Consider the following 15,536-nt stretch of genomic DNA (forward strand, 5'->3'; position numbering starts at 1 on the left):
AGTACCACGAGTGGCGAAAGAAAACACCAAAGACAACCGAAAAACCTACTCGCGACGAGTAGGCTTTCTGTTCGAGGATTTTACACACAACTTTGGACTTGACCAAATATCGCGTCCATTTGCTGAAAGTTACTGCAATGATCCAACGTAGCTTTAACTAATACTTGATGCAATCGTCAATAGCTGGGGTGACAGCTTGCCTTATCCCAGACTTCGCCCCACTCGCTATTTCTTAGAAACAAGCATGTCTGATTGACCCTACCTTGCTCTCCCAACGAAAATATGACTCTATGGGTCTGCTTTTTCCCATCAATTAAGTACGTGACGTCTACTCTCCCGGTGCATGCGCACCCATCATCATAATCAACCTTAAGCCCATGGTAGGAAACGGCATAAAAGCCTTCTTCCTTCAAAGCCTGTATGTCGTTCTGCCAACCATCCCGCGCGGTAGTAGAATCGGCAACGGAGATGGACAGTTGTTCGGCTGCTTTGTCCAGCTGACCCGCTGCAAGCTGATCGAAAAACGTCTTTGCCGACCTTTCCGCCTTAATTACCTCTATGCGCATTGCGACTTGATTAGCAAGCAGCAGCAACATAAAAGTCGCAACCGCTCCTATCCCAATTTTTATTATAAGCTTCACTCGCCGCAACTCCTTCTCTTCCATCCTTTACCTGCTCGCAGCTGCCTTGGCTAACTGTTGCAAATATTCATAATCAATAGTCTCGCCCTTCGCCTTATAGAAAAAACCTTTGTACCTGACCGTATCCTCGGAATTAATAATAAACCGATTGATGACTTTCCCCTTCTCGTTGTAACTCGTTAATCGATAGCCGAATCCCATGTATCCGAGCGCTAGCTTGTTTTTGGCAAAATGAACGCCACTGATGTCCTCAACAAGCTGCTCGATCGTTGCGCGGTCCGTAATCTCAAGCTCAATGCCTGTACCTCCGTCGAATAAAATGATTTTGGAAACATCTCGCGGGTCCTCGTCCATCATCTTGCGCGGCAAATACGTTATGCCATAAAGCAGAACCATGCATAGACAGAATGCAATTACGATGAATATCGCTTTTTTTCCACCCGACATGCCAACTCCCCCTCGATTGGATACAAATCCTCTGTAACCCTTATTTTAACAGACGAAGAAGGTGATTAGGACAATTTCATAACTGCCCTATTCGGCTATATTTTTGGTATGATAGAAGCAATACTCAGTACCGTTAAGGAGGACTGCCTTATGTCAGATCAAGATGATCGCGACGAGCTTGCGGGCCGCAGGCGCAATAAGCTGAAAGTTATCCATTTCGATAAGAACGGCAAAGATTTGATAGAATCCGAGAAACCGAATGAATCATTCGAGGATGTCGCCGGATTGGACGAGGTCAAGAAGAAGATTCGGATGAACTTTATTCTGCCGCTCAAGCAGCCGGAGCTGTTCGCCGCATATGGCCGTGAAGCGGGTGGGAGCCTGCTGCTATACGGACCACCCGGCTGCGGCAAAACCTTTCTAGCAAGAGCGGTTGCAGGCGAGATCGATGCGAATTTCCTTCATATTGAGCTTCAAGCGATATTGGGCATGTACGTCGGTCAAAGCGAGAACAACCTGCATGACCTGTTCGAGAAGGCTAGAGAGAGCAAACCTTGCGTTATTTTCATTGACGAGCTCGATGCGCTTGGCGGCAGCCGCAACCAGATGCGCCAGCATCATGATCGGATGCTCGTCAACCAACTGCTGCTAGAGCTCGACGGGCTCCGCACATTCAACGATCAAGTATTCGTAATCGGAGCAACGAATACGCCGTGGTATTTGGACTCGGCGTTGCGCAGGCCGGGCCGGTTCAACCATCTTATCTTCGTACCGCCGCCCGAGGAACCGGAGCGAGAAGCTATCCTGAAGCTGAAGCTGGCAGGCAAGCCGTTATCCGCGCTGGAACTGTCCAAGATTGCCCGCGAGACGAAACATTTCTCAGGGGCCGATCTGGAGCAGATCGTGAAGGATGCCGTCGAGGCTGCTATGGAGCGTATGCTGCAATCCGGCGAGCTGGAGCCGATTACGCAGGACGATATGAAGAAGTCCGCCAAGGGGCGCAAAGCGACGACGCTCGATTGGTTCGCCACCGCCAAAAACTATGCCACCTTCAGCGATGTGAACGGAGACTACCAGATTGTGCTCGACTACATGAAGGCAACGGGATTGAAGTAATATACGACTTCTCTATTTAGCGAGGGACTAAGTTTATGATATATAAGGAAACAACCGAGCTGCGATACCGAAAAGTACAACAGCTGCTAGAGTGGAAGCGGTACAAGGAAGCCATCAACGAGGCGCATGAGCTGATTCGCGAGGAGCCGGAGGATGCGTACGCATTCGCACTGCTCGGACTGATCCATACGCATGCCGAGGATTACCCGCAGGCGCTTCATTGGTCGGCCGAAGCGATTAGGCGAGAGCCCGAGAATGAGCTCGCCTGGTTCGTCCGCGTGAACGCCTACTATGATTCCAGCAACTTCAAGGCGACAGCAGAGGCGCTTCAGGAGGCGCAGCGGATCGATCCTTATCAGCCGCACTATTATTTCATAGCTGCTAACCTGAGCTTGAAGAAAGGCAACTTTCCCGAGGCGAAGGAGCATGTCGAGGGAGCTTTGGAGCTGTCTCCGGAAAATCCGCTCTATATCGCCATGTTAAGTTATGTGGAGGCGCTGCTTGGCAGGCACGATGTGTCGAGGTCGCTGGCTAGATCATCGTTGCGGCTCGAAGTGGAATCGCAAATGAATTACTTGATGCTGGCATGGGCAGCCGACCGGCGCGGTGATCATGAGGATTACCTGCATATGCTGAAGCAAGCGATCCATCTCGATCCCGACGATAAGCAAATCCGCGAGGAATATATCGCTGGGCTGCAGAAGAGTTACCGGCTGTACCGCATCCTGCTTGCGCCATTCAAGCTGATCAAGCGAATGAAGCCCTGGCAGATTCTCGTGACGTGGATGGTTGCTTGGCTGTTGTTCCGCCCGCTCGTCATCGTTTTTCTCGTACTCTATGTTTTGATACATTGGTCAACGAAGCTGCTTGTTCATGTGAAGCTCTTCGGCTGGTCATTCCGAAGACGATAAATCAAAGGGGAGTCCCGAACGGTCGCCAATGCACCGTTCTCGGACTCCCCTTTCCCGCTTATTCCGCGTATATGCTTAGAATCTCGAATGGCTTAAAGTCCAATTGAACGGCGCCTTCTTGAATGTCCAGCTCATACAGCTTCTCTTCGAGCAGATTGATAACGAACGCTTCGGTCGTTCCTTGCGGCAGGCCGAGCGTAACCCGCTCGCGCGCGCCCGCAGATTCGTACAGACGGTATACCGTTCCTGCGGCCCGTTCCGCCTTCTTAATCGTATCGAGCAGCACATGCTCGCTTTCGAAGCGAACCATCGCCCGGCTCGCCGGCAATAGACCGCTGCCCGCGACCGCTTTGCCAGCCTCAGCAATGCGCACCGGATGGTTAAGCTCAGCCGCACGGCGCACGACCCCGGCAGATCGCCAGTCTTGTTCATGAGGCAGCAGCGAATACGTAAATTCATGCTTCCCAATATCGGCTGTAACATCAGGCCAGCGCGGCGATCTCAGCAGCGATAGACGCATCGTCGTTCCTTTGATGTCGTATCCGTATTTGCAATCGTTCAGCAGACTGATGCCGCACAGGCCCCCGGCCCCCGCGATCGCCGGCAACGAGCTCGGAAGGAGCCGTCCAAGTCAGTCCGCCGTCTTGCGACACGATGTAACGCGTATACCATTCCGAGAACGTATGCCCAACCTTGTAGTACAGGATTAGCTCACCAGGCTCCGCCTCGAATAATACCGGATTCCAATGAGGCAATCCCTCTTCCTCGGCTGCTTTCACCGGCGGCGACCATTGATCACCTATATAACGCGACATCCATATATTCACATCCGGATCTCCCTCGCAGGTGCCGCCGAACCATGCAGCAACGGAGCTGCCGCAAGACAGCCTGACCACCGTAGAAGCATGGCAGCTTCCGAATGGTGCGTCTCCTTTAAACACATAACTTTTTGTACCGTTGATTAGGACCATATGCAGCCTCCTTGCGTAAACATTTCTCTAACTGCTCTGACCATAATCGGTTTTCAAGCTTCGCTCAACGGGAAAGATTCGAGTTATTATCGATTTTCCAAAATCAAGAGGGCTTCCAGCGGAGAATAAAGAAGAGCATGCGACTTCACCATTTTCCTCAAGCAAGGCGGATGACGAAAATGGTGAAGTGCAGGGCGAATTTTGTGAATATATACGCTAACAGCTCTCTCGTCATCCCAATATTGATCTTCGGCTAGCCCTTCTATTAGCCGAATGCTATAATAGGCTATTCGGTTTATGGGAAAGTGAGGAAGTCCAGATGATTGAACTTACTCTAATTGGACGCGGCGCCACAGCCGATGTCTACGATTGGCATGACGGCCTTTGCTTAAAGCTATTCAATAAAGGCAACGAAGCCAGTGCACTGAAGGAATTTGCCATTACAAGCAGCGTCGCTCGGCTTGGCGTCCATCTAGCCGAGCCTCATGAAATCATAGATTACGAGGGAAGAACAGGCATTGTTTATGACAAAATTGAAGGAACGCCGCTAAATGCGGCAATCGAAGCGGAGCCGGATGCTTTGGAGCGCTTTGGAGCCATTTTTGCAAATATTCATTTGCATGTTCATCAGGCTGAGGCACCAGAGCTGTCCTCTCCGTTAGAAGAACTGATTACACTCATTCGAAATGACCATTCCTTGACCTTGCTTGAAAGTCAGAAAAAAAAGCTGCTTGCGTTTGTTCAGCAACCTCTGGAGAAATCATTGTTATGCCATTTTGATTTCCATCCGTTTAACATTCTAGTATCAAGCGACACTGCCTACGTCATCGATTGGATGAATGCCCGAGCTTTCCACCCGCTAGCCGACGTCGCGATGACCTCCGTTATTTTACAGGTAGCAGGATTTCCGCAGGAGCTGGTTGTTCCTTTCCACAACCGATACGTAAGTACCTATCTGGAAGGGTCGTCATACAGTCGGGAGGAATTGCTATACTGGGAAATCGTCCTCGCTTTGGCACGTCTCAGCGAGCAAAAGCCGAATGAAGCGTTGCCGATCCGCAGATTGATTGCGCGAAACGTTGACAGCTTGGGATTATAGGCAGATTGCGTTATGACAGAAAAAGAGGAAAGCTCGTACGGTGCACACCACCGTCCAAGCTTTCCTCTCTTTTTTTCGTCCTATATCGCTCGCATTCGATTATTCCTAGGAGTTAATCGGGCAGCCTCCCGCAATCTTCAAGCTCCTTTGCAACCTGCAGCACACGCTGCTCTACCGTCCCGCTGAGCAGCGTATATGTGATGCCGCGCTGCTCCAAATCCGCTCTTATCGCAGCTTGAAATTCCATCCGCTGCACATCCCCTGACCGATCCCACGTATCGTCGTACGGGATATCCGTGTCGCACACGAACACGAGATCATATCGTGTAACGGCCAGCTCAGCCATTTCAGCCAGCTTTGTATGCACCGAACCATGATAATAGAGGCCGAACATATATGTCGTGATCGCATTCGTGTCGACGAAGGCGTAACGCCGTGCTTCGTTGAACAGTATTTCCTCGCGCTCTCTATGCCCCTCAGCAATCTCGACGAGCTGTTCCTTCGTTAAGCGCCGATCCATCTGATGCTGCTCCCAATATTCCCGCCCGTATTCGGGCATCCATACGGTAGCGTATCGAAATGCCAACCCCTCGGCTAGCGTCGTCTTCCCCGTCGACGGCGCGCCAAGCAATACAACTTTCTTAATCATATCGCGATATACGATGGGATCGAGGAAGGCTCGTTGCTCGTATGGGGCTTCACGTACGGCCGTACCCGATACTTTGAATGTYGTCCGCTCCACATCAACCCGCCGATCCGCCGCCTTCAACGCCTCGCTCATATGCTCGCCATATGGCTCGCTCGAGTAGAAGTGGGTAATCCGCTGATCCTCCAGCAGCCCTAAAACATATTGCTCGTGCATCGCTTTGATTTCCGGCGTGTAGCCCACTTCATTCGGTCCGCCCCATGCCTCGATCACGCGAACAGCCGGGTATAACGTTCTGATCCATCCCGCCCGCACCGGCAACGGAATATCGATCGTCTCCGGACAGTCGTAGATGATGACGATCACTTCATCCATCTCGCTCAGCGCCGTTTCGACAACATATTGATGGCCCTTGTGAAACGGCGCATACTTGCCAAGCGTCAGTCCAATGCRGCGCTCTCGTTCTCCCATGTCGCCACCTCCTGCTGTTTTTTCCAAGTGATAAGTCCCGATATAGCGATGCACAAGAAGATCACGTATAGAAAGGCGAGCATATTCAAACCTTTATACAAATACATGCCTACCGATAACACGTCAACGACGATCCAACAGTACCAGTTCTCTAATATTTTGTACGATAGCAGCATTTGGGCAATTAAACTTAACATCGCGATGAAGGCGTCTGGATAAGGAATCGATGCGTCCGTGTACGTCGAGAGCACATACCCCCATATCCCTGTTCCCGCGAACAGAGCGACTAGCAAGATCCCCGCCAGCCTCGGCGTAATTCGCCGTGTCGGCCTTACCTTCGCACCGTTCCGTTTCGTCAGCCAAATGACCCAGCCATAGATGCTTAAAATGAAGAAGAACACCTGCAGCGTCATATCCGCGTACAGCTTCATTTCATAGAACATATAGAAGAAGCATGCGACGTTCACTAGACCGATTGGCCATGCCCAAATCTTCTCTCTAGCCGTTAACCAAACGCTGAGCAGCCCTGTTGTCGTCGCCACAACTTCAAGCGTTGTAGTCGACGTGTAATAAGCGATTCCAAGCATAATGATTAGCGCAGCGACCATCGTCCATGTCTTATTCATCTTCCTCTCCCCCGTTTCCTTAGCTGCACAATGCTTATCCGTTATCCGTTATCCGTGATGCTGCTCGATCAAATCCATCTTCAACTTGTAGGCCGCCTCGCTTAAGCTGATCCGATAGGCTTCAGGATTAAGCTTGCGCAAATATTGCGGCCAGAACAGCGTAAGCTGCTCCGCATGATATTCTTGTATACGATTAAGCTTCGGAAGCTCATATACAAGCTCGCCTGCTTCAAATATCTTCTGCAACAACGAGATCGCCTCATACTCATCGACATATTTATAAATGTACGGATGCACCGGATCGAACAACTTAATCCGCTTGCCGTCTGCCGCCGCCTTCTCTCCCTTAAGCGTGACGTAGTCCGCTTCCGCCTTACCCGTACGGGTATTCACGATGCGATATACTTCCTTGTAGCCGGGGTTCGTTACTTTCTCGGGGTTGCCCGATATTTTGATAACGGGAATGTATTCGCCGTCCTTCTCCCTGGCGACCAACTTATAGACTCCTCCGAGCGCCGGCTGATCGGCCGCCGTGATGAGCTTCGTGCCAACACCCCAAGTGTCGATTCGCGCGCCCTGCGCCTTTAGGTTGAAAATAATATTTTCATCAAGATCGTTCGACGCGACAATCTTCACGTAAGGAAGATCTGCCTCGTCAAGCATCTTGCGGGCTGTCTGCGACAAGTAAGCGAGATCCCCGCTGTCCAGTCGGATCGCCTGCATCCGCTTGCCCTGACTCTCAAGAAGCTTCGCCACTTTGATCGCGTTCGGAACGCCGCTTGCGAGTGTATTATATGTGTCGACGAGCAGCATCACTTGATCGGGCAGCGCCTCCGCATATTTGCGGAATGCCTCCTCTTCCGTATCATGACCCTGCACCCATGCATGGGCATGCGTCCCTTTGGCCGGAATGCCGAACATCATGCCCGCACGCATATTCGACGTCGCATGGAACCCTCCAATGTAAGCCGCCCTTGCTCCCCATACGGCTGCGTCCGCTTCCTGAGCTCTGCGAGTACCGAACTCTAGCAGCACGTCATCCTGAGCAGCTTGCTTCACGCGCGCCGCTTTCGTCGCAATAAGCGTCTGATAGTTTAAGAAATTCAGCATCGCCGTCTCGATCAGCTGTGCTTCGAACATCCGCGCCTCTACGCATAGGAGAGGCACCCCTGCGAATACAACGGTCCCTTCGGGGACGGCGTATAGATTGCCCGTGAACCGGAAGCTCCGCAGGTCTTCCAGAAACGCTTCCTGATAGTTCTCCTCTTGCGTGCGCAAATAGTCGATTTCTTCGTCGCCGAAGCGTAGATCCTCGATATAGCGGACGATCCGCTCTAGTCCGGCGAATACCGCATAGCCGTTGCCAAAGGGCAGCTTACGGAAGTAAGCCTCGAATACCGCCTTCTCATTCGCTGTGCCATGCAGCCAGTGCGCATACATCATATTAATCTGATATTTATCGGTATGAAGCGTTAAGTTAGGTCCGTTCATATTGGCTCACTCTCCTTCTTTCTCTACTGCAGCGCCAAGTGTATGGCGGAAATGCCCCAGCGCCCACTCATGTCCTGCTTCATTAAAGCTGGCAACAGCATCTTCATGGACGTGAATCTCGAAACCTTTGTTATAGGCATCGACAGCGGTATGCAAGACGCAAATGTCGGTGCAGACGCCAACCAAATGCAGCTCGGTAATGCCTCTCTCCCGAAGCTTCAGCTCCAGATCAGTCCCGGCAAAAGCACTGTACCGCGTTTTGTCCATCCAATAGATGTTAGCTTTATGCTGTTCATACACTTCATCTAGCTTGCCGTAAAGACGGCGTCCATCCGTATCGCGAATATTATGAGGAGGGAACAGCTTGTGTTCGGGATGGCAGCTGTCATTCTCCTCATGCAGATCAACGGCCATAACGACATACTCTCCTTGCTCCGCAAATTGCTTCGTCAGCTCTGCAATTCGCCCCTCAATCGCGATACCCGGCTCGCCGCAAGGCAGCTTCCCTACGACAAAATCAATCGTGTAATCGATAACGATCAATGCTTTCATCAACAACACCGTCCCTATCCTAATAGTTTCAAAACGACAATATGAACCTTTAAAAAAGAATGCCTAGCTGTAAATAGACAACTGAGGCACATAATCGGTAAATCGGTAAAGCTGCGCTGAACGCTGAGAATAGCGGTTGGACATCTTCTGCTGCCCCGCATGATCTCTCGCTTCTTCAATGAGCCCTTTGCGGCTCTGCGTCGACGTTATTTTGCGAATAAAATTTTGTTCTTCGAACTCCGGCACGACCGTCTGAATCACTTGGTACAGCTCGCTGATCGTGAACTCTTCAGGCAGGAACTGCTTCGCAATCGTCGTTGTCAGCATGCTGTGACGGATTCGGTCGAGCGCATCTCTAAGCACCTCGTTATGATCGAATGCCAGATCCATCGCTAGTGCCTCCTCCACCGTGAACAACCTGACATCCGCGGCATCATCCGCCGCGCGGCGCTCTTCAAGCAGTGATTCATGGACGAGCGCGAAGAAGGCGTGGGAGATAATCCAGCCTCTCGGATCACGTCCCGGCTTGCTGTATACGTTGAAATATTCGATATGAAGCCCCGATACGCCCGTTTCTTCCGCAAGCTCGCGCTCCGCGCACGCCTGGATCGTCTCCGTCTCCTTGGCGAACCCGCCCGGGAGCGCCCACTGACCTTCGAACGGCCAACGCTTCCTCTCAATCAACAGCACTTGCAGCTCTCTAAGCGGGAGCGTCTTCTTACCTATATTTCTTTCGGTCGATGTAATAGTGAATATTACAATATCCGCAGGCGCGCCGTCTGGCGTACGATAATGGTTCGATGAATAGTTTGATTCGTTCTCAATTTGCTMGGACATTGGGCTCACCTGCTTTGAATGATATTGAATTCGATAACTTCGATTTGATAATATCATTATGACATATATGATTTCAATGTCAAGTTATTTTTTCCAATTGGGCATGTTCTATTCGCAACATACTGCTTTTGCTTTACATCTACTACAAAAAACAACAGGACCAGAGCTTTTGCTCCAGTCCTGCCGTTCAATTAGCCTATGTTTTTACTTAAACCAGCCCTTCTCTTTGAACCGGGTGATCGCTTCAATCCTGTTGTTAACCCCAAGCTTATCAAGGATGACCGATATATAGTTACGGACCGTTCCTGTCGTGATGAACAGCTCGCTCGCGATTTCCTTCGTGTTCTTGCCGTCCGCGACGAGACCGAGCACTTCCTTCTCGCGCTCGGTAAGCGGATTATTGTCTTGGCCCCCGTAAGCCTCGTCCACGAGCTCGGTTGCATAGATGCGACGGCCCGCCATGACGCTGCGAATCGAGCCAGCCAACTCCTCGCTCGGGCTGTCCTTAAGCATGTAGCCGCTAACGCCGGCCTTCAGCGCGCGTTCGAAATAACCCGCCCTCGCGAACGTCGTTAAGATCATCACTTTACAGCCCAGACCCTTCAGCTCTTCAGCGGCCTCCAGGCCGCTCTTCACCGGCATCTCAATATCCATGATACAAATATCCGGTTTATGACGCTGGACAAGCGCTATCGCTTCCTCCCCATTGCCCGCCGTACCGACGACTTTCATATCGTCCTCCAGATCAAGCAATGAAGCAAGCGCCCCCAGCAGCATCCGCTGATCCTCCGCAATAACAATTGAAATCACGCTTCTGCCTCCTTTGCAGGCTGTATGATAGGGATAGGCACCTTCATAAGCAAGGTCGTTCCAGTTCCTTCGGCGGATTGGATCTCCAGGCTTCCGTTGACGAACTCCAGCCTCTCCTTCATGCCTTGCAGACCGTTACCCCTCATCGCATTCGCGGCATTTGCAATCCCGATCCCGTTATCATACACACGAATGACCAGCTCTCCCAGCCTAGGCTCAATCGCAACCAAACATTCCGTCGCCCCGCTGTGCTTCACCACATTCGTAACCGCTTCTTTCAAGCACATGCTCAGCACGTTCTCAATAAGCAGCGACGCATCGGTCAGCTTCACTTCGCCTTCGAGGCGGAACTCAATCTCTGCTGCCTTCAATATCTGCATCACGCGGAACATCTCATCCTCAACTCTTGTCCCGCGCATTTGCGTCACAAGCTCCCTGACTTCCTTAAGCGCTGTGCGGGCCGTCTGTCTCACATCGTTGATCTCCGCTTGCGCTTTAGCCGGATTTTTCGTGAGGAGCTTACCCGCCAAGTCGCTCTTAAGTCCAATCAGCGACAGCTTCTGTCCGAGCGTATCATGCAGATCGCGGGCGATCCGCTGACGCTCCTGCAACGTTATGAGATCGGATATCCGCTTATTGGCATCCTCTAGCTGTCCTTGCAAGCGGTCTTGTTTGATCCGGTTGTAGGTATTGACAGGCAGCAGGATAACGACGATCAAGCAGACCAATACAAACGGGAACTGCGAGATGAACAGCGGATTCGACGATACGAAACCGTAGTTAATCGTAGCAAACGTCGTAATCAAATGTACGGCATACAAGGTGAAAAATCCGATTCGGTTCTGCACGTTACCGATAAAGAGCGCCAGGAAAATCGAGAAGTAAACGTAACTGAACAACAGCGTCATCGCTATCGAGATCACAATCTGCATACTCGTCCAGAAGTAAAGCTTCCATCCCTTTGATACGAACGAAAGCACGTAACATACGAAAAATAGGATGATCATCAAAATCCCGTACACGATCTCGTACGTCGTCGAAGAACGAAATATGAAGTAAAAAGGAAGAATGCACAGGACGACCCAGACGTACGGGCTTAATCCTGTGCTTTTATGAAAGATTTGATACCACTTCTGCATCATGCTTCATTCTCCTATAGCCAGAGAGGCTTTCCTTCATGCCGGACCCCTGGTCGTCTATATGCTTGTATTGTAGCATATACCGGCGTATCGGCAATCACTGCTTACTTGCCTTGCAAGCTAGGTCTTGTCGTGCTTCTTTTGGCAGCCTTATGAGCCCTGCTCGACTGTTTCAGACGGCCTCTCACCTCTCTGAAGCTGACGAACTTGCCGCCTGTTTCATCCCATAGACGGAACTTCAGCGATTCGAGACTTTCCTTGATCGTAATCGTCGTTGCTTTATGCAGCGGAGGCGTTGCTTTATGCGCTTCCTCCAAATAATAGTTAGGCACTTTCGGGCTCAAATGATGCACATGATGGTAGCCAATATTGCCGGTCATCCATTGCAGCACCTTCGGCAGCTTGTAGTAAGAGCTTCCGTCCACAGCTGCTTTCACGTAACTCCATTCATCATTATGCTCGAAGTAAGAATCCTCGAATTGATGCTGTACGTAGAACAGCCAAATACCGAGTACCCCTGACAAGTAGAAGATCGGACCTTGTACCAGCAAGAAAGCTTTCCAGCCAATAGCCCAGATTAACAGCGCGTACAGCGCTACGATAAGTATATTCGTCAAATACGTATTCAAACGTTCCTTGCGTTTTGCGCCTTTACGGTTGAAGCGGTATTGCACCATAAACACGCCAATCGGACCTAATCCAAACATGACGAGCGGATGGCGGTATAGACGGTAAGCCAGCTTCGTCCACTTTGACGATGCAGCATATTCGTCCACGGTCAGGATCCACAGATCGCCCACTCCGCGTTTATCGAGATTGCTGCTCGTCGCATGGTGAATCGCATGCGAGTTTTTCCATTGCTGATAAGGAACGAGCGTTAAAACGCCTGTTATCGTACCGATAATATCGTTGGCTCGGCGGCTCTTGAAGAACGACTGATGACAGCAGTCATGGAATATGATGAACGTTCTAATAACAAAGCCGGAAGCGACGATTCCGATTGCAAGCGTAAGCAGGATAGAGATGGACAAACTATAATAAGCAGCGTACCAAAGTAATACTAATGGCACTATCGTGTTAATGAGCTGTCTAATGCTCGATTTCAATTCGGTTTTTTCGTAAGGTGCGACTTCTTTTTTCAAGTTCGCTTGTTTCTGCTCTGTCATGCAAACTCACTCCTCAATATAACGCATGGAAGATACATGAAGTATTTTCAATCTTCCGGCATCCTCAATATTCATTGTAAAGAAAAATCGTCATGTCCTGTAGTCATAAACGTCAAGAGACCTATATGACATTTGTCATATAGAATGACCCCCATTTGTGCGACTCTTGTATGTTTTTCCACATTTACCCTCTTTATAAACATGAATGCGCAATAAAAAAGAGAAACAGTTGCATCGGCCAAAGCCTGCCGCGCAACTGCCTCTCTTCTCTATAGCTAACCCTGGTTCTTGATTAAAATGCCCAATTTCCTTTGCGGAAGATCGGGATGACCGTGCCGTCCTTGTGAATGCCGTCGATATCCATTTCGGCAGAACCGATCATGAAGTCATTATGCGTGATGCTGCTATTGACGCCATTGGCGATCAATTCCTCGGGAGACATCGTTTTGCCTCCTTCGATGTTGAAGGCATAACCGCTGCCAATGGCCAAGTGATTCGATGCATTCTCGTCGAATAACGTGTTGTAGAACAATATATTCGATTCCGAGATCGGCGATTGATGCGGTACAAGCGCCACTTCACCCAAGTAATGAGAGCCTTCGTCGATTTCTACAAGCTTTTGCAAAAATTCATGGCCTTCTTCCGCTTCCGTTCCGACAATGCGCCCATTCTCAAACGTCACCTTGAAACGGTCGATAATGTTGCCTCCGTAGCTAAGCGGCTTTGTGCTCGACACATAACCGTTCACGCCTTCTTTCAAAGGTACCGTGAACACTTCTTCCGTCGGCATGTTAGCCATGAACGGCACGCCTTGCACGTTCGTGCTGCCTGCAGCAACCCAAATATGCTTTTCGGCCAGCTCGATCGTAAGATCCGTTCCTGGCGCCGTATAATGAAGCTTGTGGAAACGATATTCATTCAACTTGTCGCTCTTCGCCGACAACGTTTCATGATGCTCTTCCCATGCTTGCACCGGGTCCTCCGCATGCAGACGAACGGAGTCGAATATCGCGTTCCACAGCAGCTCGACCGCTTCTTGCCCGCCAGCGTTCGGGAACACCTTCGCAGCCCATTCCTTGCCCGCCGCCGCGACAACCGTCCAACTCACTTTGTCGGCTTGGGTTGCTCTGCGGAACTCGCGCAAGCCTTGCCCTGCAGCTTTTTGGAAATTGCCGATCCTTGTTGGGTCGATTCCTTTCAACAGGTCCGGGCTGGATGACACGATGGAAACGAACACCGCTCCGCGTTCGACGAATGAATTACGTTTATCCGTCTCCCATTGCGGATACTCCGTGAATACTTTATCGTCTGCTTTCTCGTATTTGAGTCTGGACAAAGTGTCGTCCGTCCACTCCACATGTACGTTGCCGGCTCCCGCTTCGTAGGCTGCGGCAGCTACGAGTCGAACGAAGGATGCCTGCTCGACAGCTCCGGTAATGAAGACCTCTTGTCCTTGCTGCACGTTAACGCCTGTTTTGACGATCAATTGCGCATATTTTTGTAAGTACTGTTCGAATGCTATAGCCATAGCTGGCACCTCTCCTTTATACAATCGTCTCCTGAAGAGACGACGAGTTTTATCCATTAATCATACCATAACGAAATGACCATTGCTCGTTCAAGCCATGCTTGCGCTTAACAACAAATATGACAGTATGCTGTCATGTATTCTTTGCTAAACTACAATAACAATAGATCAAATACATGTATAGAGGAGCATCCGAATGAAGCCATTAGAAGGAAAAATAGCAGTCGTTGCAGGCGCGACGCGCGGTGCAGGACGCGGGATTGCCGTAGGTCTAGGGGCTGCAGGGGCAACGGTTTTTTGCACAGGAAGAAGCATGCGGGGAAATCCATCGGACTTAAACAGATCGGAGACGATCGAGGAGACGGCCGAGCTCGTCACTGCGGGCGGCGGCATCGGTGTTCCTGTCCGTGTCGATCATACGAATCCGTCGGAAGTACAAGCGTTTTTCGAACGGATCAAGGAAGAGCACGAGGGACAGCTCGATATTCTCGTCAACAATATTTGGGGCGGCGAGAAGCTGAGCGAATGGGGCAAGCCGTTCTGGGAGCAATCGCTGCCGAACGGACTGCTCATGCAAGAGCGTGCGGTAAAGTCCCATCTCATCACGAGCTATTACGGCGCGCCGCTCATGGTTGCCCGCGGGCAGGGACTCATTATTGAAGTTACAGACGGCATTGACTACCGCTATCGAGGCAATCTGTTCTATAGCTTAGCGAAGATCTCGCCCATCCATCTGGCAGAAGCGATGGCCGAGGAGCTTAAGCCTCACGGTGTAGCTGCAATAGCCATTACGCCCGGCTTCCTTCGTTCCGAGGAAATGCTTGAGCACTTTGGCGTAACGGAGGACAACTGGCAAGATGCCGTCCACCATAGCGACGATCCTAACGCCGTCCATTTCTTACAATCGGAGACGCCGTATTATATCGGGAAGGGCATTGCAGCGCTGGCCGCAAGTACCGATCTAATGTCGCGTTCCGGACTTGTATTCCCGAGCTGGACCATGTCCGATGAATTCGGCATCGTCGACGTCGATGGCAGACGACCGCATTGGGGTAATTACGCCAAGGAGCATGGCTTTCTGTAAG

17 protein-coding genes are annotated in these 15,536 nt (G+C 50.8%); 4 read left to right on the forward strand and 13 right to left on the reverse strand.

Annotated elements, in window-relative coordinates:
* Positions 1–176: 176 nt before the first annotated feature.
* Positions 177–641, reverse strand: a complete 465-nt coding sequence (locus AB4Z33_RS24325; protein ID WP_442052367.1) for a hypothetical protein — start codon at positions 639–641, stop codon at positions 177–179.
* A gap of 27 nt (positions 642–668) precedes the next feature.
* Positions 669–1,088, reverse strand: coding sequence for a hypothetical protein (locus tag AB4Z33_RS24330; RefSeq protein ID WP_442052368.1), 420 nt, complete (start codon positions 1,086–1,088; stop codon positions 669–671).
* 150 nt (positions 1,089–1,238) lie between these two features.
* Between AB4Z33_RS24330 and AB4Z33_RS24335 the strand changes: the two genes are divergently transcribed.
* Together AB4Z33_RS24335 and AB4Z33_RS24340 are read left to right on the forward strand one after the other, a co-directional pair.
* Positions 1,239–2,204: an ATP-binding protein gene (locus AB4Z33_RS24335; protein WP_442052369.1), complete on the forward strand. Its 966-nt coding sequence runs from the start codon at positions 1,239–1,241 to the stop codon at positions 2,202–2,204.
* Positions 2,205–2,239: 35 nt separating this feature from the next.
* Positions 2,240–3,115 (forward strand): tetratricopeptide repeat protein, encoded by an 876-nt coding sequence (locus tag AB4Z33_RS24340; RefSeq protein ID WP_442052370.1) that lies wholly within the window; start codon positions 2,240–2,242, stop codon positions 3,113–3,115.
* Positions 3,116–3,173: 58 nt separating this feature from the next.
* On the opposite strand, the gene AB4Z33_RS24345 is transcribed toward AB4Z33_RS24340, so the two are convergent.
* Positions 3,174–3,713, reverse strand: a complete 540-nt coding sequence (locus AB4Z33_RS24345) for a glycosyl hydrolase-related protein (protein WP_442052398.1) — start codon at positions 3,711–3,713, stop codon at positions 3,174–3,176.
* The gene (locus tag AB4Z33_RS24350; RefSeq protein ID WP_442052371.1) at positions 3,598–4,086 is read right to left on the reverse strand and encodes an exo-alpha-sialidase; all 489 of its coding nucleotides are present in this window, start codon (positions 4,084–4,086) and stop codon (positions 3,598–3,600) included. The genes AB4Z33_RS24345 and AB4Z33_RS24350 overlap by 116 nt, the downstream gene beginning before the upstream one ends.
* Positions 4,087–4,405: 319 nt before the next feature.
* Between AB4Z33_RS24350 and AB4Z33_RS24355 the strand changes: the two genes are divergently transcribed.
* Positions 4,406–5,185 carry a phosphotransferase family protein gene (locus AB4Z33_RS24355; protein WP_442052372.1) on the forward strand — a complete coding sequence of 260 codons (780 nt, stop codon included), beginning with the start codon at positions 4,406–4,408 and terminating at the stop codon, positions 5,183–5,185.
* 112 nt (positions 5,186–5,297) lie between these two features.
* Here AB4Z33_RS24355 and AB4Z33_RS24360 read toward each other — a convergent pair whose 3' ends face one another.
* The 9 genes from AB4Z33_RS24360 to AB4Z33_RS24400 all read right to left on the reverse strand — a co-directional run bounded on the left by AB4Z33_RS24360 (position 5,298) and on the right by AB4Z33_RS24400 (position 14,451).
* A complete protein-coding gene (locus AB4Z33_RS24360; protein ID WP_442052373.1) occupies positions 5,298–6,302 on the reverse strand; it encodes an AAA family ATPase in 1,005 nt (334 codons plus the stop codon).
* Positions 6,272–6,928 carry a nicotinamide riboside transporter PnuC gene (pnuC, locus tag AB4Z33_RS24365; RefSeq protein WP_442052374.1) on the reverse strand — a complete coding sequence of 219 codons (657 nt, stop codon included), beginning with the start codon at positions 6,926–6,928 and terminating at the stop codon, positions 6,272–6,274. Before pnuC ends, AB4Z33_RS24360 begins: the two co-directional genes overlap by 31 nt.
* A 48-nt stretch (positions 6,929–6,976) precedes the next feature.
* Positions 6,977–8,419, reverse strand: a complete 1,443-nt coding sequence (locus AB4Z33_RS24370) for a nicotinate phosphoribosyltransferase (RefSeq protein WP_442052375.1) — start codon at positions 8,417–8,419, stop codon at positions 6,977–6,979.
* A gap of 6 nt (positions 8,420–8,425) precedes the next feature.
* Positions 8,426–8,971, reverse strand: coding sequence for a cysteine hydrolase family protein (locus tag AB4Z33_RS24375; RefSeq protein WP_442052376.1), 546 nt, complete (start codon positions 8,969–8,971; stop codon positions 8,426–8,428).
* Positions 8,972–9,034: 63 nt separating this feature from the next.
* A complete protein-coding gene (locus AB4Z33_RS24380) occupies positions 9,035–9,808 on the reverse strand; it encodes an NUDIX domain-containing protein (protein ID WP_442052377.1) in 774 nt (257 codons plus the stop codon).
* A 204-nt stretch (positions 9,809–10,012) separates the two neighbouring features.
* Positions 10,013–10,618, reverse strand: a complete 606-nt coding sequence (locus AB4Z33_RS24385) for a response regulator (protein WP_442052378.1) — start codon at positions 10,616–10,618, stop codon at positions 10,013–10,015.
* Positions 10,615–11,757 carry a sensor histidine kinase gene (locus AB4Z33_RS24390; protein WP_442052399.1) on the reverse strand — a complete coding sequence of 381 codons (1,143 nt, stop codon included), beginning with the start codon at positions 11,755–11,757 and terminating at the stop codon, positions 10,615–10,617. Before AB4Z33_RS24390 ends, AB4Z33_RS24385 begins: the two co-directional genes overlap by 4 nt.
* A 104-nt stretch (positions 11,758–11,861) precedes the next feature.
* A complete protein-coding gene (locus AB4Z33_RS24395; RefSeq protein WP_442052379.1) occupies positions 11,862–12,923 on the reverse strand; it encodes a fatty acid desaturase in 1,062 nt (353 codons plus the stop codon).
* Between the two features lie 292 nt (positions 12,924–13,215).
* The gene (locus AB4Z33_RS24400; protein WP_442052380.1) at positions 13,216–14,451 is read right to left on the reverse strand and encodes an aminopeptidase; all 1,236 of its coding nucleotides are present in this window, start codon (positions 14,449–14,451) and stop codon (positions 13,216–13,218) included.
* 196 nt (positions 14,452–14,647) lie between these two features.
* Here AB4Z33_RS24400 and AB4Z33_RS24405 point away from each other — a divergent pair, with 196 nt between their 5' ends.
* On the forward strand, positions 14,648–15,535 hold the full coding sequence (locus AB4Z33_RS24405) for an SDR family oxidoreductase (RefSeq protein WP_442052381.1): 888 nt from the start codon (positions 14,648–14,650) through the stop codon (positions 15,533–15,535).
* The last annotated feature ends 1 nt before the right edge of the window (position 15,536 follow it).

It is taken from the genome of Paenibacillus sp. 2TAB19, from assembly GCF_052115185.1.
Lineage (GTDB): Bacteria > Bacillota > Bacilli > Paenibacillales > Paenibacillaceae > Pristimantibacillus.

Bases quoted from the DNA above. Each gene is read 5' to 3' on its own strand.
- AB4Z33_RS24330 (WP_442052368.1), bottom strand. From the start codon at position 1,088: ATGTCGGGTGGAAAAAAAGCGATATTCATCGTAATTGCATTCTGTCTA.
- AB4Z33_RS24335 (WP_442052369.1), top strand. From the start codon at position 1,239: ATGTCAGATCAAGATGATCGCGACGAGCTTGCGGGCCGCAGGCGCAAT.
- AB4Z33_RS24340 (WP_442052370.1), top strand. From the start codon at position 2,240: ATGATATATAAGGAAACAACCGAGCTGCGATACCGAAAAGTACAACAG.
- AB4Z33_RS24350 (WP_442052371.1), bottom strand. From the start codon at position 4,086: ATGGTCCTAATCAACGGTACAAAAAGTTATGTGTTTAAAGGAGACGCA.
- AB4Z33_RS24355 (WP_442052372.1), top strand. From the start codon at position 4,406: ATGATTGAACTTACTCTAATTGGACGCGGCGCCACAGCCGATGTCTAC.
- AB4Z33_RS24370 (WP_442052375.1), bottom strand. From the start codon at position 8,419: ATGAACGGACCTAACTTAACGCTTCATACCGATAAATATCAGATTAAT.
- AB4Z33_RS24375 (WP_442052376.1), bottom strand. From the start codon at position 8,971: ATGAAAGCATTGATCGTTATCGATTACACGATTGATTTTGTCGTAGGG.
- AB4Z33_RS24390 (WP_442052399.1), bottom strand. From the start codon at position 11,757: ATGCAGAAGTGGTATCAAATCTTTCATAAAAGCACAGGATTAAGCCCG.
- AB4Z33_RS24395 (WP_442052379.1), bottom strand. From the start codon at position 12,923: ATGACAGAGCAGAAACAAGCGAACTTGAAAAAAGAAGTCGCACCTTAC.
- AB4Z33_RS24400 (WP_442052380.1), bottom strand. From the start codon at position 14,451: ATGGCTATAGCATTCGAACAGTACTTACAAAAATATGCGCAATTGATC.
- AB4Z33_RS24405 (WP_442052381.1), top strand. From the start codon at position 14,648: ATGAAGCCATTAGAAGGAAAAATAGCAGTCGTTGCAGGCGCGACGCGC.